Raw genomic sequence first — 24,823 nt, forward strand, 5'->3', positions numbered from 1 at the left:
CGACGTCACATGAACCCGCACCACTGGAGGCAGGCGTGCCGTCACCGAGGGCAGACAGCCCCTGTCAGACTGTAGGAGGAGCCATGAGCCGCCAGATCCTGACGCTGGAGCAGGTCAGCGAGCGGACCGGCGTGCCGGTCAACACGCTGCGCTTCTACCGGGCGACCGGTCAGCGAGGACCGAAGACGTTCAAGCTCGGGGGGAGAGTCGTGGCGTTCGAGGAGGACGTGGACGCCTGGGTCTCCGCCTGCTACGACGCGGAGCAGACGACCCCGTCGTCAGAAGCCGCGGGCGCCGTCCGGGCATCGAGATCGTAGTGAGGCGCGTCCGTGGCCAGCATCAAGCGACGGAGCAACGGACGCTGGCGGGCGCGCTACTACGACGCAAGCGGGCGACAGCACTCCAAGGACTTCGCGCGGAAGGTCGATGGGGAGCGGTGGCTCGCGGAACAGTCAGCGTCCATCGTCACCGGACAGTGGGTCGACCCGAGGGCCGGCAAGGTCACGGTGGCCACCATGGCCGAGGCGTGGCTCGCCGGCAACCCGAGCTGGACGGAGGCCACGCGGGCGCGCAACCGGTCGATCCTCGAGCGGCACGTCCTGCCGAGGTGGGGCCGCGTGCCGGTGTCACGGGTGGCCTTCGAGGACGTGCAGACGTGGGTGAGCGACCTGTCGGCCTCCGGCCTCGCGGGTGGAACGGTGCGCAAGGTCGCCGGTGTCCTGTCGTCCGTGCTGGCGCTCGCGGTGAAGTCCCGGCGGCTTGCGGTCAACCCTGCCCAAGGCGTCGACCTGCCCAAGCAGCGGCTCTCCCAGCGCCGCTATCTGTCGGTGGCCCAGGTGGAGGCGCTTGCCGACGCATGTGGTGACCGCGGGGACATCGCTCTCGTGCTCGCGTATTGCGGGCTGCGCATCGGGGAGCTCGCCGCCCTGCGGGTGCGGCATGTCGACCTGTTGCGGCGGCGGTTCCGCGTGGAGGAGTCGGTGACGGAGGTCAACGGCCAGCTCGCCTGGTCGTCGCCGAAGGACCACCAGCGGCGCAGCGTTCCGTTCCCGGAGTTCCTGTCCGAACCGCTGGCGGCGCGACTGGCCGATAAGGCAGCGGGCGAACTGTTGTTCGGCTCCGAACGAGGGGGGCCGTTGCGGGTGCGCAACATGCGCCGCGACTGGTTCGACGCGGCAACCGTTCGGGCCGGTGTCCCGGGTCTGACGCCGCATGAGCTGCGGCACACGGCCGCCAGCATGGCCGTGAGCGCCGGGGCCAGCGTTCTTGCGCTCCAGCGGATGCTCGGCCACGACAAGCCGAGCACGACGCTCGACGTCTACAGCGACCTCTTCGACGAGGACCTGGACGACGTGGCGCACCGGTTGAGCGAGGCCCGGGCTCGCGCTCGTAAGGCCAAAATGAGGCCAACCGCGGAATCGGAGTCGTCGCCACCGGCGTCTGCAGGGCTGTGACCTGCGGTTTTGTTGGTGCCCCCGGCAGGATTCGAACCTGCGACACCCGCTTTAGGAGAGCGGTGCTCTATCCCCTGAGCTACGAGGGCGTAACGGTCCGGCGGGATCGTCCGGCCCATTGTGGCAGGGCTCGGGCGCCCGCCACACGCCCGCCCGGCAGCAAGCCCCGGTGTCACGGGAGGGTCAACGTCAGGCCGGCAGGCGTGTAGGCAGCCGGGGCGACGGGTACGGCATACAGACCGGTGCCCATGAGCGAGAGGAGGCACCGTGCGCGTCCTCCTGGTCCATCCCAGTGCCCTGCTCTACTCCGAGCTCTTCCTGCGGCTGGAGCCCCTGGGGCTCGAACGGGTCGCCGCGGCGGTGCGGGACGCCGGGCACGAGGTGCGGGTCATGGACCTGCAGACGCACACCCACGACGAGCTGGGACATGAGTTCTCCCGCTTTCGGCCCGATGCCGTCGCCTTCGGCCTGAACTACCTCGCCAACGTCCCGGAGGTCATCGACCTCGCGCACGTGATCAAGGAGCACGCGCCGGCCACGTTCGTGTTCGTCGGCGGCCACTCGGTGTCGTTCATCGGCAGCCACGTCCTCGAGCAGGCCGGTGGCGCCATCGACGCGGTGATCCGCGGTGAGGGAGAGGTCGGGACGACCGAGCTGCTCGCGCGCGTGCCCGACGGCGCCGTGGCGGAGGCGCCCGGCGCGGTGACGCTCGAGGGGACGGGGCCGGCGCCCCGGATGCTGGACACCATCGATCGGCCGCTGCCGGCGCGGGACCTGCTCACCCGCCGGAACCGCTATTTCATCGGGGTGCTCGACCCCGCCGCGTCGGTGGAGTTCACCCGAGGGTGTCCGTGGGACTGCTCGTTCTGCTCGGCCTGGACCTTCTACGGGCGCAGCTACCGCAAGATGGCGCCGGACGTGGCCGCCGAGGACATCGCGCGGATCCGGGAACCGGGTGTCTTCATCGTCGACGACGTCGCGTTCATCCGGCCCGAGCACGGGGACGCGATCGCCGCCGAGCTGGAGCGGCGCGGCGTGCACAAGTCCTACTACCTCGAGACCCGTGCCGACGTGCTGCTGCGGCACACCGAGGTGTTCGAGCGGTGGAAGCGGCTGGGGCTGAACTACATGTTCCTCGGCATGGAGGCCCTCGACGCCGAGGGGCTCGAGCTGTTCCGCAAGCGGGTGAGCCCCGACGCCAACATCAAGGCGCTGGAGGTCGCCCGACGCATCGGACTCACCGTCGCGATCAACCTCATCGTCGACCCACAGTGGGACCGCGCGCAGTTCCAGCGGGTCCGCGAGTGGGCGATGTCGGTGCCGGAGATCGTGCACCTCACCGTGATGACGCCCTACCCCGGCACCGAGATCTGGCACACCGAAGCGCGCAAGCTGACCAGCCTCGACTACCGCCTCTTCGACATCCAGCACGCCGTGCTGCCGACGCGGCTGCCGCTGCCGGAGTTCTACCGCGAACTGGTGCGCACCCAGGGCGTGCTCAACCGCAAGCACCTCGGCGTGGCCGCGTTGGCGGCGACCAGTCGCATCGTCGCCGGGCACCTCGCGCACGGGCAGACCAACTTCGCCCGGATGCTCTGGCGCTTCAACCGCGTCTACAACGCCGACCGGCAACTGGCCGACCACCGGCAGCCCGTGGACTACGAACTGCCCCTGCCCGATCACCACCGGATCTCGGCGAAGGGCCGGCGCGAGCTCTACATCCACCCGCGCCAGGCGACCCACGCCTCCTGAGCATCGCCGCCGGCCGGTCCGGTTGCTGGCTCACCGGCGGTACGGTGAGAACGGATCCGCTGCCGGACCGGAGGAGGCCCCATGATCGGAGACCCGGGCGCGATGCTTCACGTGGACCACCCCTTCCTCGTCGACCAGTGCGAGCACCAGCGCACCGAGGTCCAGCAGCCGGCCTGCAGCGGCAACCCGCTCGGAGTCGACCTGGACCACGGCATCGTCACGCTGCCGTTCGGCTTCGGCGCGGCCCTGCCCGTCGAGCCGCCGAGCCGCCGGCCACCGGGCGTCACCGAGACCGGCGAACCCCTCGAGGACTGAGGCCCGCTGAAGCCTCGGGCACCCACTCGAACCTGACCGACCGGCCCGGCGAGTAGGGGCTGGAAGGTGCGTGCCCGGCATACTGACCGGATGCACGACGCGGCACTCGGGGGACGAGCACCCCACGGCAACCGGGACAGTCCCGCCACCATCCAACGCCGCACGGTGTCCTCCCTCGTGGGCAGCCAGATGCTCGGCGGCATCGGCGTGGCCAGTGGGATCGCGGTCGGGAGCCTGCTCGCCGAGCAGATCGTCGGCACCGCCGACCTGGCCGGGCTGGCCAACACCACGCAGGTGCTCGGCGCGGCCCTGATCACCGTCCCGATGGCCCGGCTGATGGCCGCCCGCGGCCGGCGGGTCGGTCTGGTGGCCGGCTACGCCTGCGGCACCGTGGGCGCCGCGCTCGCGATCTGGGCCGGCGTCGTGTCCTCCTTCGCCCTCCTGCTGGTCGGGACCGCGCTCTTCGGCGCGGCCACCACCTCCAACAGCCAGGCGCGGTATGCCGCCACGGACCTGGCCGAGCCGCGTCACCGTGGTCGCGCCCTCAGTGTCGTCGTCTGGGCGACCACGGTCGGCGCCGTCCTGGGCCCCAACCTGCTGGGTCCGGCCGGACGCCTGGGGCAGCTCGTCGGGATCCCGGCGCTGGTGGGGCCATTCCTGATCAGCCTGGCGGGCTTCGTGCTCGCCGGGCTGCTGCTGTCGCTGCGGATGCGGCCCGACCCGCTGCTCACCGCCCAGCGACTGTCCCGGACGGCGGGGGAGGAGGGGCACCCCCACGGGTCCCTGCGGCGGGCGCTCCGGGTGATGCGGAGCAGCCGCGGAGCCCTGCTCGGGGTCGCGGCCGTCGCGACCGGCCACACGGTCATGGTCGGCGTCATGGTCATGACGCCGCTGCAGATGCACCACGGCGGAGCAGCGCTGCGGCTGGTGGGCTTCGTCATCAGCGTGCACATCCTCGGCATGTACGCCCTCTCGCCCGTGACGGGCTGGCTCGTCGACCGGCTCGGTGCGCGGCCGGTGATCCTCGCCGGGGCGGCCGTCTTCGTCGTGGCGATGACCGTCGCCGGACGCGCACCCGAGGGGTGGTCCGCCGGCTTGATGATCGGGCTCTTCCTCCTCGGGGTCGGCTGGTCCTGCACGCTGGTGGCCGGCTCCACCCTGCTGTCCAACTCCGTCCCGCTCGCCGAACGCCCGGGCGTGCAGGGCGCCTCCGACGTCGTCATGGGCCTGTCCGCCGCCGCGGGCGGGGCGCTGGCCGGCGTCGTCGTGGGGAGCTGGGGGTTCGGCTGGCTCTGTGCGATCGCCGGGCTGCTCGCCCTCGCCCTGGGAGCGGCCACCGGGCTCTCACACGTGGGTCGTGGGTCTCGACGATCGCTGCTGACCTCCGGTGACTAGTGGTCCGAAGGTAAAGAGTCCCTGATGGAACGGTAAGGGATTTCTCCCCATTTGCCCCTGAAAGCCCTTGGGACGTCAGGAAACCGGGGTCGAACCTTGCGGTCGGGTCTCCGGAGGGAAAGCATCGCGGACTGTCCCTCCACCGCATACTCACCCGATCGGAGACCAGATGTCTCGACGCTCCCGGCTCACCACGGCCTTGGCCGTGGCGACCGCGTGCACGACCAGCATGATCGCGTTCCAGCCCGCCCTCGCCGCCGGCGCCGCCGGCGCCCCGGCCGGCAGCGCGAATCGCGGCGCCGCTGCCCCGACCCACCGAGGACCGGGACAGAACCCCGGTCACGGCAAGCAGAAGGCGTCGTCGACGTTCGACGTGCGCCAGCCGACCACCGGCGCAGAGCGGCGGGCCGAGGCCAAGGCCGCTGCCGAGCTGCAGGCCAAGCCGGAGGTCCGGCACCTGGCCCACCAGCTGGGTCCGCAGTCGGTCGTCGACATGGATGCCCAGACCGGCACGCCGCGCCAGGTGGCCAAGCTCAACGGCCTGTTGACCGGCCCCTCCTCGGCGCCGGCCGCCCAGGTCGCCCTCGGCTTCGTCCGCGGCCACCAGCAGGTGTTCGGGCTGACGGACGCAGAGGTGTCCGGCCTGCAGCTCGCCCGCGACTACGTCGACATCACCGGCATCCACCACCTGTCGTTCGTGCAGCAGGTCGGCGGGATCCCGGTCTTCGGCAACGGTCTGAAGGCGAACGTCACCAAGGACGGCCGGCTGATCAACGTCACCGGCTCGCCGATCCGCAACCTGCCGGCGCAGGCGCCGGCCACGCTGCGCGGCAGCCTCAGCGTCGACCAGGCGATCCGCATCGCCAAGCAGGACACCGGGGAGGCGCAGGTCGCTCCCGGCAAGCACGACGCCGGTGAGCACGTGCTCTTCCACACCTCCGGCGGGCTGCGGGCGGCCATCAAGACCGTGACGATGTCGGCCGAGGACCCCACGCTCGATGTCATCGACGCCGAGACCGGCAAGATCCTCTACCGCGACCACCTGAGCGCCGACCTGGCCTCGACGTCCGCGGGCGCGCACGCCGCCGTCGCCACCGGCAAGCACGGCCCGAAGGGGCAGGACAACCGGCGCGGCGCGCAGCTCGCCAACGTCTTCGACTGGTACCCGGATGCCCCGGGACGGGGCGGCCAGAGCCACGTGGTCGACCTCAACAAGCACGGCTGGCTGCCCCGCGGCTCGGTGGTCCTGTTCGGCAACAACGTGCACACCTACAGCGACGTCAACGACAACAACGCGCCCGACTCCGGTGAGGAGGTGTCCGCGACCGGCAAGCAGGGCTTCCGCTTCCCGCTGAAGCGCACCTACGTTCCGGACGAGCCGTGCACGTCCTGGGTCTGCACCTGGCACCCCGACCAGGCCTACTCGTGGCAGGCCAACCAGAGCCGGACCGGTGCGCAGAACTTCTACTTCATCAACAACTGGCACGACTACCTGGAGAAGGCACCGATCGGCTTCACCGAGGCCGCCGGCAACTTCCAGGAGGTCAACCACACCGGCCAGGGCAAGGGCGGCGACCCGGTCCACGACGAGTCGCTCGACGGGGCCGACACCAACCACGGGCTGCCCAACCTGCGGCACATCGACAACGCGAACTTCGCGACGCCGCCGGACGGGCAGTCGCCGCGCATGCAGATGTACCTGTGGCACGCCCCGAACTACCCCTACTCGGCCGACCCGTTCATCGCCACCATGGGCTCGGACGAGGCGGACATCGTCTACCACGAGTACACCCACGGCCTGTCCCACCGCCTGGTGACCGACGCCAACAACAACCCGGCGCTCGACTCCGTCCAGGGCGGTTCCATGGGTGAGGCGTGGAGCGACTGGTACGCCGAGGACTACCTGGTCAACCAGGGCCTGATGAAGGACAGCAGCGCGCCGGGCGACATCAAGCTGGGCACCTACGTCGGTGCGGGCAAGAACATCCGCAGCGAGCCGACCGACTGCCCGGTCGGCGCGGACGTCCCGGCCTGCCCGGGCACCGAGGGCACGGACGCCGGCGGCTACACCTACGGCGACTTCGGTCGGATCTTCGACGCGACCGGCGACGTGCACGCGGCGGGTGAGATCTGGGCCCAGACGCTGTGGGACCTGCGGGCGGCGGTCGGCCCCAAGCTCGCCGAGTCACTCGTGACCCGCGGCATGGAGCTGTCGCCGACGTACCCGTCCTACCTGGACATGCGCAACGCGATCCTGCAGGCGGACGAAGCGGTCTACGGCGGCTCCCACGCGACGGCGATCTGGAAGGTCTTCGCGCAGCGCGGTATGGGCTTCTTCGCCGCCTCCCTCGGCGGCGATGACCTGCACCCGGTGGAGGACTTCTCGATGCCGCCGGCCGACAACGCGCCGCGCGGGACCGTGACCGGCACCGTCACCGACGCCAACACCGGCAAGCCCGTGGCCGGCATCGCCGTCGCCTTCGGTGGGCACGACTCCGGATTCCCCGGTGACTATGCGGCGACGACCGGAGCAGACGGCACCTACAGGATCGCCGGCGTCGTGCCCGGCACCTACCCCGACGTGTTCGTCGGCGGCGCGGGCTACGACCAGCAGGTGACCACGCTCACGGTGAGCAGCGGCACCACGACAAAGGACTGGCAGGTCGTCCGCGACTGGGCCGCGTCGTCCGGTGGCGCCACGGTGACCGACTTCAACGGCCCGGACTACACCGGCTACGGCTGCGGACCGTCGGCGATGATCGACCAGTCGCTCGGCCAGGGCTGGGGCAGTGACGCCGGTGACCCCAAGCACGTCACCATCAAGCTGCCCGCGACCGTGGACATCTCCGAGCTGGCCATCGACCCGTCCAACACCTGCGGTGACGGCCCCGACGCGGCCACCGCCGGCTACACGGTCGAGACCTCCCCGGACGGCAGCACCTGGACCACCGCCGCCTCCGGCACGTTCGGCGCGGCCAACCTCGGCAAGCTCAACACGGTCGACCTGACCGCGGGCAGCACCGGGGTGCGGTACGTCCGCTACACGATGGTCGACCCGCAGGGTGGTCCGTCCGTGCAGTTCCTCGACTCCAGCGAGCTCGAGGTCTACGGGTCCCCGAGCGCCGGCTGAGGCCGCGCTCCGGCAGGCCGCCCACCTGCCTGCCGGACCCGCCACGGTGCCGGGTCGGCATACCTGCTCACGGGTATGCCGACCCGGCACCTTTGCTGTCCCTGCTCGCGGCGTGCCACACGCCGGTCCGGTGCGAGCGGCGGCTGGACGCGACGGTTAGCCTGCCGTGGTGAGCAGTGACCCGCAGATCCCCCAGGCGACCGACTCCCGGTCCGACCGCGTTGCCGCCGCCGTGCGCGGCTGGCAGCGTCACCTCGTGGACCTGGGCGGGCGCAACACGCTCCTGTGGTACCGCGACCTGCCCGCGGGCACCCTCGACCTGACCACCGCCCACCCCGGTGGTCTGGCCATGCTGCTGGCCGGCCGGCCCACCCGGCTCTCGGACCTGGTCCGCGAGCCGGCCGCGCTGGAGGAGGCCCGGCGGCGGGCCCGGATCATCCGCGCCAAGGCGGTCGAGCTGCACGAGGAGCGCGGCGTGCCGTCGGGTTTCATCGCGGTCGGCATGGCGACGTGGGAGGTTCCGGGACTGCACCGATCGCCGGCGGCGCCGGTGCTGCTGCGGACCTGCTCGCTGCGCCCCATCGGGCCCGCCCAGCAGGACTTCGACGTCGACCTGGGGGCGCGGGCCGAGCTCAACCCGGTGCTGGTGCACTACCTGCGCTCGGAGCAGGGCATCGAGGTGGACCCGGCGGCGCTGTCCGACCTGGCGTCGGCCACCGGCCACGTCGCAGGAGCCGCGAGACGACCTGGCCACGGCTTCGACCCGGACCCGGTGTTCGCCGAGCTGAACCGCGCCTGCCGGCGCGTCCCCGGCTTTCGCATCCGGCCCCGGCTGGTGGTCAGCACCTTCTCCTACGCCAAGCTGCCGATGGTCGCCGACCTCGCCGCGCTCGGCCCGTCCCTCGCCGACCACGACGTGGTGGCGGCGCTGGCCGGCGACCGGCGCGCCCAGCAGGCCGTGCACCGGGAGCTGCCCGCGGTGCCGCCGGACGCGGACCCTGCCCGCGAACGCCTCGTGCTGGACGCCGACCTCGTCCAGCAGCGGGCCGTGGAGGCGGCGCGGGCGGGGGCGAACCTGGTGGTGCACGGGGCGCCCGGCACCGGCAAGAGCCAGACGATCGCCAACCTCGTCGCCGGGCTGGTCGCCGACGGCAAGCGGGTCCTCGTCGCCGCGGAGAAGCGCGCCGCCCTCGACACCCTCGTCGGGCGGCTGCAGCGGCTCGGCCTCGGTGACCTCGTCCTCGACCCCCGGCACGGGACCGCCCGGCAGGAGCAGGCGCTGACCGGCCTCGCCGGCACGCTGGACCGGGCCGGGGACGCCGCGCCGGCCCCCGACACCGAGGTGGAGCGCACCCTGGCCGATCGCCGCACCCGGCTGGTCGACCACTGCGCGGGCCTGCACGAGAAGCGGGAGCCGTGGGGGGTCAGCGCCTTCGACGCCCAGGTCGCCCTGTCCCTGCTCGGCAGCCGGGACCACCCGCCCGTGTCCCGGGTGCGGCTGCACGGGGACACCCTGCGCACCACGTCCCGGGAACGCATGGACCAGCTCGGCCGCTTGCTCGCCGAGGCGGGCAAGCTCGGTGCCTGGACGACGGACGGCAAGGCGGATCCGTGGTACGGCGCCCGGGTCACCACCGACGACGAGGCCGACCAGGCCCTCGACATCGTGCGGCGACTGGGCAGCGGGGGCGAGCTCCGGCATACCGGAGAGACGATGGACCGGCTGCTGGGGGACACCGGGCTGCCCGCCTCCACCGCGCCGGCCGACTGGGACCGCGCACTGCAGCTGATGGGCCGCGCGCGCGAGGTGCTCGACGTGTTCCGCCCGGAGGTCTTCGACGCGCCGCTCGACGACCTCGTCGACGCGACGGCCAGCGCCGACACGCGCAGGACCGCTGGTGGGTCGCAGGGTGCCTTCGACCGGATGCGGCTGCGCCGGCAGGCCCGCTCCCTGGTCCGCCCCGGCCCCCGACCGGCTGACGTGCACGAGCAGCTCGGCAAGGCGCGCGACCTGCGCCGCGACTGGCAGAAGCTGGCCGGAGCCGGCTCCCGTCCCGCTGCCCCGGAGGTGCTGGAAGAGGCCCAGGGCGTGCACGAACCCGTCGCCGACGACCTCAGCTGGCTCGGTGAGCGGCTCGCGCCGACCGCCCAGGCCGGCGACCTGACCCACCTGCCGTTGGACCAGCTGGAGCGCCGGCTGCGTCAGCTGGAGCACCGGGCCGACCGGCTCACCGTCCTGCCCCGCGTCATCGCGACGCTGGACGAGCTGCGCGGCGCCGGCCTCGGCGAGCTGGTCGACGATCTCGCGGCACGCTCGGTGGACGTTGAGGACGTGCCGGCCGAGGTCGAGTTCGTCTGGTGGGCCTCGCTGCTCGCCGACATCGCCGACCGTGACGGCAGGTACGGCGGCCACGACGGGGAGTACCTCCGTCAGGTCGCCGAGGAGTACGTCCACGCCGACCACGGGCACCTCGACGCCGCCGTCGACCGAGTCCGCGCCACGGCGGCGCAGCGGGTCCGTGAGGCCGCTGCAGCACATCCGGACCAGGCCGAGCTCGTGCGGGCCGCCGCCGACGGGAGCGGTCGTCGCCCGACGCTGCGCCAGCTGGTCCGGCATGCGCCGGACGTGCTCTTCGCGGCCCGTCCCTGCTGGGTGGTCAGCCCGTTGGTGATCGCCTCGGTCCTGCCGGCCGAGCGGCTCTTCGACGTCGTCATCTTCGATGAGGCGTCCCAGATCGCTACGGCGCAAGCGGTTTCGGCGATCGCCCGCGCCGGTCAGGTCGTCGTCGTGGGCGATGAGCACCAGCTGGCGCCGACCTCGTTCTCGACCACCGCCGAGGACGACAAGCCCGCCGCGGAGGCCGTCTCACCCGCCTCGCTGCTGGACTCCGCAGCACGCATCCTGCCCGGTGTGCGGCTGGGGTGGCACTACCGCTCGATGGACGAGCGACTCTTCGCCTTCGCCAATGACCACGTCTACGGCGGTGACCTGGTGACCTTCCCGGGCGCCACCGGTACGGACGTGGTGCGCTACCGCCAGGTCAACGGCGCCTCGCCCGTCGACGAGGGCGGGGAACCGGTCGAGAGCACCGACGCCGAGGTCAGCCGGGTGGTCGACCTCGTCCTCTCGCACGCCCGGACCCGGCCGCAGGAGTCGCTCGGCGTCGTCACACTGACCGCGCGCCACGCGGCCCGGATCGACCAGGCCCTGCGCAAGGCGCTGCCGATGGCGGCGGACGCTGCCGCCTTCTTCCACCAGGACGCCCCGGAGCGGTTCTTCGTCAAGCCGGCCGACCAGGTGCAGGGCGAGGAGCGCGACGTCATCCTCCTGTCCGTCGGCTACGGCACCACGCCGCACGGCCGGGTCCTGCACCGGTTCGGCGCGCTCAACACCGACCGGGGGGTCTCGCTGCTGACGGTGGCCACCACGCGCGCGCGGCGCGAGATGACGGTGGTGGCCGCGTTCACCGCCGCCGACCTCGACCCGGAGCGCCTGCGCACCGACGGCGTGCGGATGCTGCGCGACCTCCTGGCGTATGCCGAGCGCGGCGGCCCCGAGCCCCTCGGCACCGCTGCTGTCCCGCAGCCGGGCGCGGCGTCCGGGCCGCACGTGCCGACCCACCCCATGGTCGATGACCTGGCCCGCCGGCTGCGCGCCGAGGGGTTGACGGTGCACGAGGACGTCGGCTGCTCGGCCCACCGGATCGACCTCACCGTCGACGACCCACGCCAGCCGGGCCGGTCGCTCGTGGCCGTGGAGACCGACGGGCCGTCCTACGGTGCGCTCGCCAGCACCCGCGAGCGGGACCGGCTCCGTCCCGAGCAGCTGCGTCGGCTCGGCTGGCAGCACCTGCGGGTGTGGACCACCGACATCTTCCGGGACCCCGCCCGCGACGTCGCCCGCGTGACCGCCGCCGTGTGGGAAGCCTCCAACGCGGCGGCCGACGTCGACGGTCTCGCCGGTGCCGGCCTGCCCGCGGGCACCGGGGTCGGCCGGGAGGCGTTCGAGGAGGACCTGGCCGGCCGCGCTGAGCAGGCCTCCCAGCCGGCGCCGCCTCCGGCCGAGGCGGAGCAGGCCAAGTCGAAGGGCAAGCGCAAGCGCCGCTTCCGCCGGTCGGACCAGACCCGCGACGACACGGACGAGGGCTGGGGCGAACGGGCGGACGAGAGCGCCCACGACCGCTGGCTGCAGGAGCAGCGCCCACCGCACTGGGGCTGATCGGCCCCGCCCTTCCCGACCGGAGGGCGGGCCGGACCGCACGGTGGGATGGGACGTGGTCGCAAGGTGGGGACTGCCCGGACCGCAAGGTGAGCTGGCAGTACGGCGACTTCCGGCGTCTCCCCCTGCGTGCCGGGTCGCCGCGAGAGCAGTACTGCCAGTTGAGCTTGCGGTTGCGGCCGGCGGTCGCTATCTCCGGACACGGCGACGGGGTGGGAGCCGGTCGGCTCCCACCCCGTCGCGTTCGTGCCTGCCCCTGCTGCTGCGTCCCCCGTGACGTGCTGCGGTCGGCGGCGCGGTGGTCAGCGACGCACGGCGAGCGAGTCGCGGATCTGCGCCAGGAGCTCGAGCTCGGTCTCGGCGACCTCGGGCTCCTTGGTCCAGCGGGCCTTGGCCATCTCGTAGGGCTTGACGACGAAGAAGTAGACGACGGCCGCGAGGATCAGGAAGGCGATCACGGCGGTGATGAACGAGCCGACGTGGATGCCCCCCGGCTGCCAGCCGGAGAAGTTCGGCGAGCCGCCGGCCTTGCCGATGATGTCGAGGATCATGGTCGTGAAGGCGGTCACGACCGCGGCGAAGGCGGTCGCCATGATGAACGCGACGGCGATCTCGACGAGGTTACCGCGCATGATGAAGTCCTTGAAGCCGGACATGAGCTGTTCCCCTTTCGGTCACGGAGGATGTGCGCGGCCGAAGACTAGCGGAGAGAAGTGTCCGAACGGTGGATGTGCAACAGGTGAGATGTGTCGTCTCACCTGTGGGGACGGATGGACAGCACCACGCCCGCGCCCGGACCGTCCTCGGCGATGGTGCCCGCCAGGCTCGCGGCCTGCTCCGCCGTCGCCGCCACCAGCACGCCCGCCGCGTCGGCAGCCCCGGTGGACCCGGTCGACGGCGCCGCCAACGAGGTGCCCGGCCCGGCGCCGGGACGGGGAGTCCCGGTCGCGAGGACGAGCAGGTCGCTGGCGACTGTGCGACCACCCGCCGCGGACAGCGCGTCGACGTGGTCCCCCGGCTGAAGGTAGTGACGGGTCGCCGGGTCCCGCAGCGGCACATGCACCGCCACCTCGTCAGCCGGCAGGTGGGCGAGCACCCCCGAGGCGTGCAGCCGGGAGGCGGGAAGGGGTTCGCCCGCGGCCACCGGGGCGTTGACGGTCCGCCCGAGCGCCGCCTCGACGGTGCGCGCCGTGCGCGGCGGCCGGCTCCTCGCCGGCCACTCGGCGACCCGCACGTCCGCCGCGCTGAGCCGCGTGCCGCTGGCCAGGTCGTGGGCCGCCACCAGGACGGGTATGCCGGGTGGAGCCTGCGCCGGTCGCAGCGCCGACAACCCCAGCACCGCCGCGAGCGCGACCAGCAGCGCGGCTCCCGCCCGGCGCAGGCGCGCGCGGTTCCACGCGGCGCGGCGGCTGGGTCCGCGCAGCGGCGGCGGCAGCAGTCGGTCGAGCCGTGACGGACGGGTAGGCGCTGGTGTGGGAGCGGTCATCGGTCAGCCCGGCAGCGCGAACGGCAGGGTGATCCCGTCGAGGACCCGGCGGCACGCGCAGGCGGCGGAGTCGTCGTCCTCCGCCGCCGGCAGCGCCGGGATCGTCGCGCGAAGCAGGTCCTTGAGGCGGTCGACGTTGCGGGCGAAGACCCGCATCACCTCCTCGTGCGTCACCGACGGACCCGCTTCGACGCCCGCGTCCAAGTCAGTCACGAGCGCGACGGTGGTGAAGCAGAGGGCGAGCTCGCGGGCGATGGCGGCCTCGGGCATACCGGTCATGCCGACGAGGGTCCCGCCCGCCGCCCGGTGCCACTGCGACTCGGCGCGGCTGGAGAACCGCGGGCCGTTGATGACGACGAGCGTGGCCCCGTCGACGGCCGGGGCGTCCTGCGCTGCCGCGGTCGCGAGCACCGCGGCCCGGCCGCGCGGACAGTAGGGGTCGGCGAAGGGGACGTGCACGACCGGCCCGGGCTCGTCATACAGGGTGTGCGGGCGACCCCACGTGCGGTCGATGACCTGGTCGGGCACGGCGAGCGTCCCCGGGCCCTGCTCGGGGAGCAGCGAGCCGACCGCGCACGGAGCGAGCACCTGACGGACACCGAGCGCTCGCAGCGCCCACAGGTTGGCGCGGTAGTTGACACGGTGCGGCGGGAAGCGGTGGTCGCGGCCGTGCCGCGCGAGGAACGCGACCGGCCGGTTGCCCACGCGGCCGAGGGCCACCTCGTCGCTGGGCTCGCCGAAGGGGGTGTCGACGCGGACGTGCTCGACGTCCTCGAGGAAGGTGTAGAAGCCGGACCCCCCGATCACCCCGACGTCGGCGCGGGAGGGCGCCGCGGCGCTCCCTCGGTCGGGCACGGACGCGGCGGGATCCGGGTGCTCGGCGGGGACAGGGGAGCTCGTCATGGTGCCGACAGTAGTGTCCGGCTGCGCGCCGTCCGGCCTGCCGTTCCCGCGCTGGGGACGGCCGGGTCACCCCGCACCCGGGGTGTGGAGGCAGGGAGTGCTCAGGCGGCCGAGCCGCTGCCCGAGCCGGTGGAGGAGCTGCTCGATCCGCTCGCGGCCTTCTGACCCGAGCTGCCCGTGCCGTTGGAGCTTGACCCGTTCGAGCTCGCGCCGCTTGAGCCCGAGCCGCTTGAGCCCGAGCCGCTGGAGCTGCTCTCCGACGAGGAGGACTTCGCCGCGGAGGAGCCGCTCTTGCCCGAGGAGCCGTTGCTGCTCGAGCGGGAGTCCGTGCGGTAGAAGCCCGAGCCCTTGAACACGACACCCACCGCGTTGAAGACCTTGCGCAGCTTCCCCTGGCACTCCGGGCACACGGTCAGGGCGTCGTCGCTGAAGGACTGGACGATGTCGAAGCGGTGGTCACACTCGGTGCACGCGTAGGCGTAGGTGGGCACGGATTCCTCCATCTGGCACTCTCGGGGTCCGAGTGCCAAGTCTACGCCGGTTCGCCGGGTGGATGTGCATCGTGAGCGGCCCGTGCCCGGCGCCACGGTCGCGTGGGGGCTCACCGGGGCTCCCGGCGGCGGGGCGGGGCGCCGCGGACGTGACGGGGGAGGACGGGGCCGCGCCGGGGCCCGGTCGTGGGCCGCTCACCGTCGCGGGGCCCGGGTGCCACGCCGCGCCCAGCAGCCGCGGCCGGCGCGTCGCGCCCGGCCGGAGGGGAGCGGTGCCACTCGGCGAGCCGGCCGCCCTCGCTGACGGCCCGGATCCGGGCCTCCGCCCTCGCCCGCGACTGCGGGGTGGCGACGATGAGCAGCTGGTCGCCGTGGCGCAGGATCGTGTCCGGCGCCGGCACGATCGCCTCGCCGTCGCGCACCACGAGCGTCACGTCGGCGCCGGTCGGGAGGCGTAGCTCGAAGACCTCGACGCCCGCGAGCTGGGAGGTCTGCCCGATCTGCACCTGCAGCACGTCGGCGCCCAGCTCCTCCAGGGGCGTGACCTCGAGCTCGACATCGACGGTGTGGTGCACGTCGCCGAGGCCGAGTCGCTGCGCCACCCACGGCAGGGTCGGCCCCTGCACGAGGGTGAAGATCACCACGAGCACGAAGACGAGGTCGAACAGCCAGTCGACACCGTGGATCCCGGCCGTCGCGGGCACGGTCGCGAGCACGATCGGCACGGCTCCACGCAGACCCGCCCACGACAGGAACGCCTGCTCGCGCAGCGGGATCCGGAACGGGGTGACCGCGATCAGGACCGAGAGCGGCCGCGCCACGAGCAGCAGCACCAGGCCGATGACGACGGCGGGGACCAGCTGGTGCACGAGCCGTCCGGGGGAGGCCAGCAGGCCGAGCAGGACGAACAACCCGATCTGCGCGACCCAGCCCATGGCCTGCGCGAATCCCCGCACGGCCGGGCGGTGCGGCAACGGCAGGTTGCCCAGGATCAGGGCGGCCACATAGGTGGCGATGAAGCCGCTGGTGTGGGCCTGGTTGGCCAGGGCGTAGGCGAGGACCGGCAGGGCGAGGATCCCGATGGAGAACAGCCCGGAGGAGGTCGAGGCGGCCTTGGGCAGCAGTTTGCCCCCGGCCCAGCCGATGCCGGCACCGATCACCGCGCCGCCGGCCAGCTCGCCGATCGCGGTCAGCGCGAGCAGCCAGAGCGGCCCGGACGACCCGTGCGCCGCCTGGTCGGCCAGCGCCACCACGATCAGCACGGCCGGCGGGTCGTTGAAGGAGGACTCGGCCTCGAGGATCCCGGTGAGCCGTGGCGGCAGCGGCACCCGGCGCAGTACCGAGAAGACGGCGGCGGCGTCGGTGGAGGAGACCACGGCACCCAGTACGAGCGCGATGGTCCACGGCAGGTGGAGCAGGTAGTGCGCACCGCTGCCGACGACGAGCACCGAGACGACGATGCCGACGGTGGCGAGCACCCCGGCCGGAGCGACCGACTTCTCGATGCTGCGCCAGGACGTGGTCAGGCCGCCCTCGGCGAGGATGAGCACCAGGGCCGAGTAGCCGAGCACCTGGGTCAGGTCAGCGGAGCTGAACCGGATGCCGAGCCCGCCGTCGCCCAGCGCCACCCCGATCGCGAGGTAGATCAAGAGGGTCGGCAGCCCGGAGCGCACGGCGAACCGGACCGCCACCACGCAGGTCAGCAGCACCAGCGTCCCGACGAGCAGGAACGGGGTGAGCTGCTGGTTGGTGATCAGGGCAGGCGCTTGTGCGATCGGCACGATGCGCACCTCCTGCCCTCGGTCGTCGACGCGGCAGCCGCACCGGCGGGCGCGCCGGCGGTCGACCACCCGCGTCCCCCGCCTGGCCGAACCTGTGGCCTAGTCTCGCAGGGTGCCGCGCCCCAAGGTCCTCCGACGCATCGCCGTGTCCGTGGTGGCCGTCATCGTGGCGGTCGCGGTCGTGCTCGGGGTGCTGGTCGTCGGGCAGCTGCGCCGCTCCCTCCCGCAGACGTCCGGTGAGCTGCACGTGGCCGGGCTGGGAGGGGACGTCACGGTCATCAGGGGAGCACACGGCATACCGCAGATCTATGCCGACAACCCCGAGGACCTCTTCCGCGCGCAGGGCTTCGTCGCGGCCCAGGACCGTTTCTTCCAGATGGACCTGCGCCGGCACATCGTCTCCGGGCGGCTGTCCGAGCTGGTCGGCAAGGACGGGCTCGACACCGACCGGGTGATCCGGACCATGGGCTGGTACCACGTCGCCCAGGAGGAGCTGCCCAAGCTCAGCCCGAAGACGCAGAGCTACCTGCGCGCCTACGCCGACGGCGTCAACGCCTACATCTCCTCCAAGGGCTCGCCGTCGGACATGTCCTTGGAGTATGCCGTCCTGGCCCGGAAGTTCCCCGGCTACCACGTGCGCCGGTGGACCCCGGTCGACTCCCTCGCCTGGCTGAAGGCGATGGCCTGGGACCTGCGCGGCGACTACGCCGACGAGCTGGCCCGGGCGCGACTGGCCGGGACGATGTCGATGCGGCACATCGACGCGCTCTACCCGCCCTACCCCTACCGGGTGCACGCCCCGATCCTGTCCGCCCGGGACTGGTCACCGCCGCCGGGCGCCGGACAGCTGCCACCGGCCGCGCACGGGCGGGGCGCCACGGTGAACGCCGCCTACCGCTCGCTGCGCACCCCCGACGCGCGCAGGGCGTTCTCGGCGGTGAACGCTGCCCTCCGCAAGATCCCGGCGACCTTGGGCCGGGGGGAGGGCATCGGCTCCAACTCCTGGGTGGTCAGCGGCGCCCACACCACCACCGGCAAGCCGCTGCTGGCCAACGACCCCCACCTGGGCGTCGGCATCCCCGGCATCTGGTACCAAACCGGCCTGCACTGCCGGACCGTCAGCGCGCAGTGCCCCTTCGACGTCAGCGGCTTCACCTTCGCCGGCCTGCCCGGGGTGGTGATCGGCCACAACGCCCACATCGCCTGGGGATTCACCAACCTGGGGCCCGACGTGAGCGACTTCTACCTGGAGAAGGTGGTCAGCGGGTCCTACGAGCGCGACGGGAGCTACCGCCCGATCACGGTGCGGCACGAGACGATCCACGTCGCCGGCGGCAAGGACGTCCCGCTCACCGTCCGCTCCACGGTGCACGGTCCGATCATGTCCGACGTGCTGCCCGACGTCGCCGCGGCCGGTGGGACCGCGCCGGTCGCCGGCAAGGAACAACACCCGCGGTATGCCGTGTCGCTCGCCTGGACGGGCCTGCGGCCCACGCGCACCGCCGACGCGATCTTCGAGCTGAACGCGGCGACCGACTGGCAGCAGTTCCGCCGCGCCGCCAAGGACTTCGCCGTGCCGGCGCAGAACCTCGTCTACGCCGACACCCAGGGACACATCGGCTACCAGGCCCCGGGAATGGTGCCGATCCGCCGCAGCGCCATCAAGCACGCACCACCCGGCTACTGGCCCGCGCCCGGCTGGGACAGCCGCTACGACTGGAAGGGCTTCGTCGACTTCGCCGACCTGCCGCACGTGCTCGACCCGGCCGAGGGCTTCATCGTCACCGCGAACCAGGCGGTGACGGCAAGCACCAAGCCGTTCCTCACCACCGAGTGGGGCTACGGGTTCCGCAGTGAACGGATCCGCACGCTGCTGGAGCGCGACCAGAAGATCAGCCCCGCCCAGATGGGTCGGATCCAGCTGGACACCCGCAACATCTTCGCGCCGAGCCTCGTCCCGATGCTGCTGTCCGTGGACCTGCACCGCTCGCCGTTCATCGAGGAGGCGCAGCGGCTGCTGCGGCACTGGAACTACACCTCCCCGGCGGACGGCAGCAGCAACTCCGCGGCGGCGGCCTACTACAACGCGGTCTGGTCGCACCTGCTCACGCTCACCTTCGACGACGAGCTGCCCCGCGACCTGCAGGCCGACGGCGGCGGCCGGTGGCGCGAGGCGGTCGCCCAGCTGCTCGCCCGCCCGAACGACCCGTGGTGGGACAACAAGTCCACGCCGGCAGTCACCGAGGGCCGTGACGAGATCCTGCGGCAGGCCATGGTCGACGCCCGCCTGGACCTCACCAAGACGCTGGGCAAGAAGACGGACACGTGGCAGTGGGGGCGGCTGCACCAGCTCACCCTCAAGAGCGACGTCCTGGGCGGCGACGGCGTGCCCGGGGTCATCCGGTCGATCTTCAACCGCGGCCCCTACCCGATGCCGGGCGACACCGCCGTGGTCGACGCCAACGGGTGGAACGCCGACCAGGGCTACCAGGTCGACTGGGCACCGTCCATGCGGATGGTCGTGGACCTCGGCCACCTCGACCGGTCCCGGTGGGTGAACGAGACCGGCAACTCCGGCCACCCCTACTCCGGCAACTACGACGACCAGATCGAGTCGTGGATCAAGGGCGAGAGCCACCCGTGGCCGTTCAGCCACCGAGCCGTCCACGCGGCGGCGGACGACACGCTGATCCTCAAGCCGTCGGGGAGCAAGCCGTGAGACCGGCGTCCGCGGTCAGCACCGCGTCGACCAGCGCGTCGTGCGGCTCGCTGGGCAACCGTCCCGGGGGCAACAGCTCCCCGTCGTGCAGCAGGGCGGCCACCAGCGCGTCCGGCCCTCGTCGGCCCAGCGCGCGGTCGTAGCTGCCGCCGCCTTGGCCCAGCCGCACTCCGTCAGCGTCGATCGCCAGGGCCGGGACGAGGATCAGCCCTGCGGTCCCGATCGCCTCGGTGCCGAGCCGCGGTCCCAGCTCGGCGGGCCCGTTCGGGGGCGCGGAGGTGACCTGTCGCCAGTCCAGGTCCCGGTCCTCGAGCATGTCCGGCAGCAGCACCGCCACCCCGGCCCCCACCAGCCGGCGCAGCACCGCCTCCGTCGGCGGCTCGGTCGGCAGAGAGAGGTATGCCGCCACGCACGCCGGCTGCCCCCGCTCCCCCCACAGGTCCATCACCCGCTCGGCCAGTCGCCGGGTGTCCGCCAGGCGGTCGCGTTCGGCGACGTGGGCGCGTCGGGCCGCCCGGGCCGCCCGACGCCACGCGCGCTTGTCGTCGTCCGGGCCCAGCCCGGCGAGGGACGGGACAGGAGCGGGGGTCGGTACGGCAGCCGGGGCCGCGGCGTCGGCGGGGTCGGGCTGGGAGGAGGCACACGGCATACCGACATTGTCGGCCGCTCCCGCGGCGGCTGCGGGACCACGCCGCTACCCTTCGCTGCATGAGTGCTGACGCCCGACCTCCCGCCGCCCGTCGCCCGGTCGAGAAGGCCGTCATCCCGGCCGCCGGACTCGGCACCCGGTTCCTGCCCGCGACCAAGGCGATCCCCAAGGAGATGCTGCCCGTCGTCGACAAGCCGGCGATCCAGTACGTCGTCGAGGAGGCCACTCGCGCCGGGCTCGACGACGTGCTGATGATCACCGGGCGCAACAAGGGGGCGCTGGAGGACCACTTCGACCGGAACTGGGAGCTGGAGCAGGCGCTCGAGGCCAAGGGGGACGAGCAGCGGTTGGCGCGGGTGCGCAAGTCTGCCGACCTGGGCACCATCCACTTCGTCCGCCAGGGGGAGCCGCTGGGCCTCGGCCACGCGGTGCTGTGCGCTGCCGAGCACGTGGGCGACAAGCCGTTCGCGGTGCTGCTGGGCGACGACCTGATCGACGCCCGCGACCACCTGCTCGAGCGGCTCATCAAGGTGCAGCAGCAGCGTGGCGGATCGGTGATCGCGCTGCTGGAGGTGCCGCCGGAGCAGACGCACCTCTACGGGTGCGCGGCGGTGCAGCCGGTCGACGGCGAGGACGACGTCGTGCAGGTCACCGGACTGGTCGAGAAGCCCGATCCCGCCGACGCGCCGAGCAACCTCGCGATCATCGGCCGCTACGTGCTGGACCCCAGCATCTTCGACGTGCTGGAGCGCACCGCGCCGGGCCGCGGCGGTGAGATCCAGCTGACCGACGCGCTGCAGGAGCGGGCCGCCGCCACCGGCGAGGGCGCCGGGGTGCACGGGGTGGTGTTCCGCGGCCGCCGCTACGACACCGGCGACCGGCTCGACTACCTCAAGGCCATGGTCAAGCTGGGCAGCCGGCACAAGGAGCTCGGTGACGACTTCGCGGCCTGGCTCAAGGACTGGGTCGCCGCGGGAGGGGAGTGACGCGGCGCGCGCCGTGACCTCATGATCAGCATCGAGGAGCACCTGGACCGGATCCTGCAGGCGGTGCACCAGCTGCCGCCCCGCGAGGAGGAACTGCTCGCGGGGCGCGGGTGCGTGCTCGCCGAGGACGTGGCCAGCCCGGTCGCCCTGCCCGGCTTCACCAACTCCGCCATGGACGGGTATGCCGTCCGCGCCGCCGACGTCTCCGGCGCGACCGGAGCCGCTCCGGTCACCCTGCCGGTCCTCGGCGACATCCCGGCCGGCAGCACCGAGCGGCACACCATGTCCGCGGGGGAGTGCTGGCGGATCATGACCGGGGCGCCGCTGCCCGGGGGCGCCGACGCGGTGGTCCCGGTCGAGTTGACCGACCGCGGCCTGGAGCAGGTGCGCATCGACGCGGCCGTGACCGCCGGGCGGCACGTGCGCCCGCAGGGTGAGGACGTCGCGGTCGGCGACGTCGTCCTGCAGGCCGGGACGCTCCTCGGCCCCCGTCAGGTCGCCGTGCTCGCCGCCGTGGGGCGCGACCGGGTGCGGGTGGTGCCGTGGCCGCGGGTGGTCGTGCTGTCCACCGGCGACGAGCTCATCGAGCCGGGGCAGACGCCCGGATTCGGGCAGGTCGTCGACAGCAACGGCCTCATGCTGACCGCCGCGGTGGCCGCCGTCGGGGCACCGGTGCGGCGGATCGGCCGGGTGCGCGACGACGACCAGTCCTTCCGGGACGCGCTCGCGGACGCCCTCGAGGGCGCGGACGCCCTCGTGACCACCGGCGGCGTGAGCGCGGGCGCCTACGACACGGTCAAGGCGGTGCTGTCCCGTTCGGGCACCGTGCAGTTCGACCAGGTCGCGATGCAGCCCGGCAAGCCGCAGGGCTTCGGGGTGCTGGCCGACGGCCGGGTGCCCGTCTTCACCCTGCCCGGGAACCCGGTGAGCGCACTGGTCTCGTTCGAGGTCTTCGTCGCGCCCGCGCTGCGGCAGATGGCCGGCCAGCCGGCCGAACCGCCCACCCTCGAGGCGGTCGCGGGCCACGACTGGAGCTCACCGGAGGGGCGCACCCAGTTCGCCCGGGTCGTGCTGCGGCGCGAGGGCGCCGACGGCGTGGACTGGACCGCCGACCTGGCCGGGGGACAGGGCTCGCACGTGCTCGGGGGGCTCGCGGCCGCCCACGCACTGGCCGTCATACCGGCGGAGGTGACGCAGGTGCACGCCGGTGACCAGGTCACCTGCCGGCTGCTGACCCCGCTGGGGACGGTCGCATGAGCGGCACCGAGGCACGCCCCGGCGACGCGGATCCGGCGCCGCGGCTGACCCACGTGCGGGCCGACGGGTCGGCGCACATGGTGGACGTGAGCGCCAAGGGCGTGACCGCCCGCACCGCGTCGGCCGCCGGCCGGGTGCTGCTCTCGCCGGAGGCCGTGGCGGCGCTGCGGGCCGGGGAGGTGCCCAAGGGGGACGCGCTCGCGGTCGCGCGCATCGCCGGCATCCAGGCGGCCAAGCGCACGCCAGAGCTGGTGCCGTTGGCGCATCCCATTGCGGTGCACGCGGTCTCAGTCGACCTGGCGGTCGCCGACGACGGGGTCGACATCGTCGCGCAGGTGCGGACGGCCGACCGGACCGGCATCGAGATGGAGGCGCTCACAGCGGTCAGCGTCGCCGCCCTCGGCCTGGTGGACATGGTGAAGGCCGTGGACAAGCACGCCCGGATCACCGACATCCGCGTGACGGCCAAGTCCGGGGGACGTTCCGGCGACTGGACCGAGGGCGACGGAGCATGAGCCTGGCCGGCCGTCGGGCGGTCGTGGTGGTGTGCTCCACCCGTGCCGCCTCCGGGGTGTATGCCGACCGCTCCGGTCCCGTGGTCGTCGACACCGTGCGGGGGTGGGGCCTCACCTGCGCGGACCCGGTGGTCGTGCCCGACGGGCCGGAGGTGGAGCGCGCGCTCCGGGAGGCCGTGGGGTCGGGTGCGGATCTGGTCATCACCAGCGGGGGCACGGGCGTGAACCCGAACGACGTGACTCCGGAGCAGACCCGGCGCGTCCTGGAGCGCGAGGTGCCGGGCATCGCCGAGGCGATCCGCGCGGCCGGCGTCGCGGCGGGGGTGCCGACCTCGATGCTGTCGCGCGGACTGGCCGGGACGGTGGGCACGACCCTGGTGGTGAACCTGCCCGGCTCGACCGGGGGCGTGCGCGACGGCCTGGCCGTCCTCGAGCCGGTGCTGGATCACGCGCTGTCCCAGCTGCGCGGGGGCGACCACTGATGTCCCGCTGGTGGCCGCTCGAGCTCACGCACGAGCGGCCGGACCTCGGACGGGTCGTCCTGCGCCCCCTGCGCCGGCGCGACCGGCGCGAGTGGCGGGCGGTGCGCGAGGCGAACGTGGACTGGCTGCGGGAGTGGGAGTCCACGCTGCCCCAGCCGGCCCCGCAGCCGCTGCGCTTCGGTGCCCTGGTGCGCACCATGGACCGCGAGGGCCAGGCGGGGCGGATGCTCCCGTTCGTCATCGACCTCGACGGCCGGGTCGTCGGGCAGATGCACCTGTTCGGGATCACTTGGGGTTCCTTGCGTTCCGCGGCCGCCGGCTACTGGGTGAGTGAACAGGTCGCCGGGCGCGGGATCGCCCCGCTGACGCTGGCGATGCTCGTCGACTACGCGATCAACGGGATGGGGCTGCACCGCGTGGAGGTCAACATCCGCCCGGACAACACGGCGAGCCTGAGCGTCGTGGCGAAGCTGGGGTTTCGCGACGAGGGGGTACGCGCCCGCTACCTGCACATCAACGGCGCCTGGCACGACCACCGCACGTTCGCCCTGACCGCCGAGGACCTCCTCGACGTCGACCTGGTGAGTCGCGTGCGCACGCGCTGACGCCCAGCATCTGCTCAGCATCCGGGCGGAAACGCTGGTCACACCCGCCACTTGCGCGACACACCGAGGAAGTTCGCGGAGCAGCGGCTCCCCGCAGCCTACGGTCGTCTCGTGTCGCCGAGCAGCCTGATCTTCCTCCTCATCGTCGCGATCTGGGCTGCCTATCTGCTCCAGCACTGGGTCCGCCGGCGGGAGCACCTCGCGACCGCGCGCTCGGTGGACCGCTTCTCGGAGGCGATGCGCGTCCTGGAGCGCCGCGAGTCGCTCCAGACCACCGCCGGCGAGGCCTCCCAACACCGTTCGTACGCCGTCAGTCCCACCCGCGCGATCCACTCCACCGCGGTGGTCAAGCCGGCGCGTGTCGAGGACGACGCCCGCCCCTCTGTCTCCGAGCGTCCCCACCGCTCCGACCGTTCCGGCGCGCGGGACGGTCACGCCCCTCGCCAAGAGCGGCGCGGACTGCTCAGCCGACTGGCCGGCGTCTTCGCCGGCGTGACGGCGCGCCGGGTCCGCGGGATCTCCCTGGTCCTCGCGGTGCTCGCGCTCGTCACCCTCGCCGTCCTCGTGCCGGTGCTCGCCCTGCCCTGGTGGGCGGTTGCCGTGGCCGGCGGCGTCGTCGTGGTGGACCTGGCGTGGCTGCGCCTCGCCGCCCGACGGACCACGCCCTCCCGCCAGCGCCGCCCG

Annotated in this window: 20 protein-coding genes and 1 tRNA gene; 14 read left to right on the plus strand and 7 right to left on the minus strand. The window is 73.1% G+C overall.

The features are described from left to right. The first annotated feature begins 83 nt into the window (after positions 1 to 83). Both VFL99_RS06945 and VFL99_RS06950 read left to right on the plus strand, forming a co-directional pair. Positions 84 to 317 carry a helix-turn-helix transcriptional regulator gene (locus tag VFL99_RS06945; RefSeq protein WP_325105608.1) on the plus strand — a complete coding sequence of 78 codons (234 nt, stop codon included), beginning with the start codon at positions 84 to 86 and terminating at the stop codon, positions 315 to 317. Between the two features lie 12 nt (positions 318 to 329). Continuing rightward, the gene (locus VFL99_RS06950; RefSeq protein ID WP_325105609.1) at positions 330 to 1,454 is read left to right on the plus strand and encodes a tyrosine-type recombinase/integrase; all 1,125 of its coding nucleotides are present in this window, start codon (positions 330 to 332) and stop codon (positions 1,452 to 1,454) included. Between the two features lie 13 nt (positions 1,455 to 1,467). Here the strand turns inward: VFL99_RS06950 and VFL99_RS06955 are convergent. Next, positions 1,468 to 1,543 (minus strand) — tRNA-Arg (locus VFL99_RS06955). A 178-nt stretch (positions 1,544 to 1,721) separates the two neighbouring features. Between VFL99_RS06955 and hpnR the strand changes: the two genes are divergently transcribed. The 5 genes from hpnR to VFL99_RS06980 all read left to right on the plus strand — a co-directional run bounded on the left by hpnR (position 1,722) and on the right by VFL99_RS06980 (position 12,265). Beyond that, positions 1,722 to 3,206 carry a hopanoid C-3 methylase HpnR gene (gene hpnR / locus VFL99_RS06960; protein ID WP_325105610.1) on the plus strand — a complete coding sequence of 495 codons (1,485 nt, stop codon included), beginning with the start codon at positions 1,722 to 1,724 and terminating at the stop codon, positions 3,204 to 3,206. An 81-nt stretch (positions 3,207 to 3,287) separates the two neighbouring features. Continuing rightward, on the plus strand, positions 3,288 to 3,521 hold the full coding sequence (locus VFL99_RS06965; protein ID WP_325105611.1) for a hypothetical protein: 234 nt from the start codon (positions 3,288 to 3,290) through the stop codon (positions 3,519 to 3,521). 90 nt (positions 3,522 to 3,611) lie between these two features. Then, entirely contained in the window at positions 3,612 to 4,916 is a 1,305-nt protein-coding gene (locus tag VFL99_RS06970) for an MFS transporter (protein WP_325105612.1), read from the plus strand. A 169-nt stretch (positions 4,917 to 5,085) separates the two neighbouring features. Next, positions 5,086 to 8,046: a M36 family metallopeptidase gene (locus VFL99_RS06975; protein ID WP_325105613.1), complete on the plus strand. Its 2,961-nt coding sequence runs from the start codon at positions 5,086 to 5,088 to the stop codon at positions 8,044 to 8,046. 169 nt (positions 8,047 to 8,215) lie between these two features. After that, positions 8,216 to 12,265, plus strand: a complete 4,050-nt coding sequence (locus VFL99_RS06980) for an AAA domain-containing protein (protein ID WP_325105614.1) — start codon at positions 8,216 to 8,218, stop codon at positions 12,263 to 12,265. A gap of 302 nt (positions 12,266 to 12,567) precedes the next feature. On the opposite strand, the gene VFL99_RS06985 is transcribed toward VFL99_RS06980, so the two are convergent. The 5 genes from VFL99_RS06985 to VFL99_RS07005 all read right to left on the minus strand — a co-directional run bounded on the left by VFL99_RS06985 (position 12,568) and on the right by VFL99_RS07005 (position 16,926). Further along, positions 12,568 to 12,921 carry an MscL family protein gene (locus VFL99_RS06985; protein ID WP_325105615.1) on the minus strand — a complete coding sequence of 118 codons (354 nt, stop codon included), beginning with the start codon at positions 12,919 to 12,921 and terminating at the stop codon, positions 12,568 to 12,570. A 98-nt stretch (positions 12,922 to 13,019) separates the two neighbouring features. Beyond that, complete coding sequence (gene cpaB, locus VFL99_RS06990) at positions 13,020 to 13,751, minus strand: Flp pilus assembly protein CpaB (protein WP_325105616.1); 732 nt, start codon at positions 13,749 to 13,751, stop codon at positions 13,020 to 13,022. Between the two features lie 3 nt (positions 13,752 to 13,754). Then, positions 13,755 to 14,654: an S-methyl-5'-thioadenosine phosphorylase gene (locus VFL99_RS06995; protein ID WP_325105617.1), complete on the minus strand. Its 900-nt coding sequence runs from the start codon at positions 14,652 to 14,654 to the stop codon at positions 13,755 to 13,757. 101 nt (positions 14,655 to 14,755) lie between these two features. Further along, positions 14,756 to 15,145 carry an FmdB family zinc ribbon protein gene (locus VFL99_RS07000; protein ID WP_325105618.1) on the minus strand — a complete coding sequence of 130 codons (390 nt, stop codon included), beginning with the start codon at positions 15,143 to 15,145 and terminating at the stop codon, positions 14,756 to 14,758. 110 nt (positions 15,146 to 15,255) lie between these two features. After that, positions 15,256 to 16,926 carry a potassium/proton antiporter gene (locus VFL99_RS07005; protein ID WP_325105619.1) on the minus strand — a complete coding sequence of 557 codons (1,671 nt, stop codon included), beginning with the start codon at positions 16,924 to 16,926 and terminating at the stop codon, positions 15,256 to 15,258. Positions 16,927 to 17,038: 112 nt separating this feature from the next. On the opposite strand from VFL99_RS07005, the gene VFL99_RS07010 reads away from it, so the two are divergent. Beyond that, positions 17,039 to 19,645, plus strand: a complete 2,607-nt coding sequence (locus tag VFL99_RS07010; RefSeq protein WP_325105620.1) for a penicillin acylase family protein — start codon at positions 17,039 to 17,041, stop codon at positions 19,643 to 19,645. Here the strand turns inward: VFL99_RS07010 and VFL99_RS07015 are convergent. Further along, a complete protein-coding gene (locus VFL99_RS07015) occupies positions 19,620 to 20,294 on the minus strand; it encodes a 5-formyltetrahydrofolate cyclo-ligase (protein ID WP_325105621.1) in 675 nt (224 codons plus the stop codon). The genes VFL99_RS07010 and VFL99_RS07015 overlap by 26 nt on opposite strands. A 59-nt stretch (positions 20,295 to 20,353) precedes the next feature. Here VFL99_RS07015 and galU point away from each other — a divergent pair, with 59 nt between their 5' ends. The 6 genes from galU to VFL99_RS07045 form a co-directional block, all read left to right on the plus strand. Beyond that, complete coding sequence (gene galU / locus VFL99_RS07020; RefSeq protein WP_325105622.1) at positions 20,354 to 21,280, plus strand: UTP--glucose-1-phosphate uridylyltransferase GalU; 927 nt, start codon at positions 20,354 to 20,356, stop codon at positions 21,278 to 21,280. Positions 21,281 to 21,301: 21 nt separating this feature from the next. Further along, on the plus strand, positions 21,302 to 22,537 hold the full coding sequence (glp, locus tag VFL99_RS07025) for a molybdotransferase-like divisome protein Glp (RefSeq protein ID WP_325105623.1): 1,236 nt from the start codon (positions 21,302 to 21,304) through the stop codon (positions 22,535 to 22,537). Further along, positions 22,534 to 23,052 (plus strand): cyclic pyranopterin monophosphate synthase MoaC, encoded by a 519-nt coding sequence (gene moaC / locus VFL99_RS07030; protein ID WP_325105624.1) that lies wholly within the window; start codon positions 22,534 to 22,536, stop codon positions 23,050 to 23,052. The genes glp and moaC overlap by 4 nt, the downstream gene beginning before the upstream one ends. Beyond that, positions 23,049 to 23,534: a MogA/MoaB family molybdenum cofactor biosynthesis protein gene (locus VFL99_RS07035; RefSeq protein WP_325105625.1), complete on the plus strand. Its 486-nt coding sequence runs from the start codon at positions 23,049 to 23,051 to the stop codon at positions 23,532 to 23,534. Before moaC ends, VFL99_RS07035 begins: the two co-directional genes overlap by 4 nt. Next, positions 23,534 to 24,139 carry a GNAT family N-acetyltransferase gene (locus tag VFL99_RS07040; protein ID WP_325105626.1) on the plus strand — a complete coding sequence of 202 codons (606 nt, stop codon included), beginning with the start codon at positions 23,534 to 23,536 and terminating at the stop codon, positions 24,137 to 24,139. Before VFL99_RS07035 ends, VFL99_RS07040 begins: the two co-directional genes overlap by 1 nt. Positions 24,140 to 24,250: 111 nt before the next feature. Next, positions 24,251 to 24,823, plus strand: a 573-nt coding sequence (locus tag VFL99_RS07045) for a hypothetical protein (RefSeq protein WP_325105627.1), incomplete at its 3' end; no start/stop codon positions are given.

The sequence above is a fragment of the Segeticoccus sp. genome, from assembly GCF_035708005.1.